Origin of the sequence: Phormidium sp. FACHB-1136 (assembly GCF_014697375.1) — a bacterium.
Lineage (GTDB): Bacteria > Cyanobacteriota > Cyanobacteriia > Phormidesmidales > Phormidesmidaceae > Nodosilinea.
The window spans coordinates 1-1,750 of sequence record NZ_JACJRS010000252.1 but is presented as its reverse complement, the minus strand read 5'-3'; the positions used below and the strand labels follow the sequence as shown (position 1 = coordinate 1,750).

General features: G+C 57.5%; 2 protein-coding genes. Both read left to right on the top strand.

Going from position 1 to position 1,750, the window contains the following annotated elements:
• The first annotated feature begins 815 nt into the window (after positions 1-815).
• The gene (locus H6G62_RS27140) at positions 816-1,409 is read left to right on the top strand and encodes a hypothetical protein (RefSeq protein ID WP_190500941.1); all 594 of its coding nucleotides are present in this window, start codon (positions 816-818) and stop codon (positions 1,407-1,409) included.
• Between the two features lie 150 nt (positions 1,410-1,559).
• Positions 1,560-1,750 (top strand): hypothetical protein (locus H6G62_RS27135; RefSeq protein ID WP_190500939.1); only part of this gene is annotated, 191 nt, incomplete at its 3' end.

The window sequence follows — 1,750 nt, the reverse complement described above, 5'->3', positions numbered from 1 at the left end:
GCACATTCCTGTGCAGAATTGAACAGAATGGTGCAAATCTGAACGGGCTAAACGAGCCAACGAGGCCAAAATCAGGCCATTTTCACCATGGGGGTGGGGTCAAAACCCTGTGGGCCATTTTCTAGGCAAGCAATGCGTTCCTTGCCCACCCCCACCCCAATGGCCCAAACTTGGCATCAAATTTGGATAAGACCAGCAAAGGATCGGCTAGGTACCGCCTAGGAACCCGTTAGGGACAATCCCGACCCCCTAGGGGCAGGCTAGGAACGCTCTCGAACCGCTAGGGGCCATCCTGGAACAGGCTGGGAACGTCCTGGGACAAGCTAGGGGCTGACTAAGGGATGATGGGAATGACGATGCGGCTCATCGGGCCTGGGTTGAGTCGGTGGTGATCCCTCTCTAGGCCATGGGGCAGAGCCATGGGTCTGGTGCTAACGCTGACCTTGACCCAGACCAGATAGGGGCAAGATGGTGCTTTGGCACTGGCCCTAGTCGAGGTGGTGCTGAGGGGGATGATCCGCTTCAACTAGACCCTGGCTCGATGGGGCAGAACAAGGTTCGTTTGGGTCAACTGTCACATCGTACGGAGGTTCGCTTGAGTCGTGCATGACGGCACCCAGCCTCGACCTGGATGAGCCTGATCTGAGGTTAATCTCATTCAACTTGAATGAAATGGAATAGAACCCCTATCGGGGTTGGGAGGTGTGGAGTGTCGCTTCACCCTAGACCCAGAGCGTGACCTAACGGGGGATTGAACCCGGTCAGGGGCTTTGGCCTAGGCTAACCCTAACCCCAGAAAACCTATGCCGAAAACCATGACTCGTAAATCCAGCACCGCTACCTTGTCCCCTCGCGACCGGGTGAAAGCCTACTGCAAAAAGCAAGGCTTTGCCGCCCTAGGCGGTAAGCGGGTGGTGCTGGTGCAAGCCTATTACGCCCTGCGGGAACTGTTGGGCCAGCAACTCCAGTCCCAAGCCTACCTGTCTAAAAACAAGCAGGCCAACCTGGACTGGGGCACCTGGAACAAGAGCGCCTTTGACCAGATGATTGGCGGCAACCCCGTCAATGCCGCTGCCGATACCCTCGATGCCATCGGTGAGGCGATGACGGAAATCGCCAGCTTCTACCTCGCGCCCCACTTTAGCAAGGAGGTGACCGCCTGCTTGAAGGAGCTTGCGGATAAGAATCTGGAGAGCGTGCAGTCTCGCAACAATGCCCGACGGGATCAGGCCACGCTGGCCGAAGCCGTCACCAAGGCGATGGGCGAAAGCCACCTGCTGGCCTCGGATGATGACCTGAGCGATGAGGACGACGACGACTTCACCACGCTGGATGATGAGGAAGCGGAAGACGAACCCAGCGCTGAGCTGGACGATGACCTCGATGACGAGGACGACCTAGACGACTAACCGCTCCCACCGATGGGGCTTAGCGTGCCAGAGGGCAGGTTAAGCCCTTTTTTTGTGCGGCGCGGCCCGTAACAAAATCCAACCCCAGACAGAGTCAGCCCCTTGAGCCCATTTGCCAAGATTGGGTCACGTGAAGCGTCCTCGTGAACCATGTCTAGTCCCCATCGACTCAGAATTAAGCTCACCAGCGATACCTACGCCACCGTGATGGCGGAAGCCGAACGCAAAGAAACCGATCCAGGGTCGGTCATTGACGGCTATATCAACACCATTCGCATCGCAAGACTGGGGGCAGACCGTCTCTATGGCTCCGTCCTAGACCTGAAGACGCGGCTGAATCG

Bases quoted from the DNA above. Each gene is read 5' to 3' on its own strand.
- H6G62_RS27140 (WP_190500941.1), top strand. From the start codon at position 816: ATGACTCGTAAATCCAGCACCGCTACCTTGTCCCCTCGCGACCGGGTG.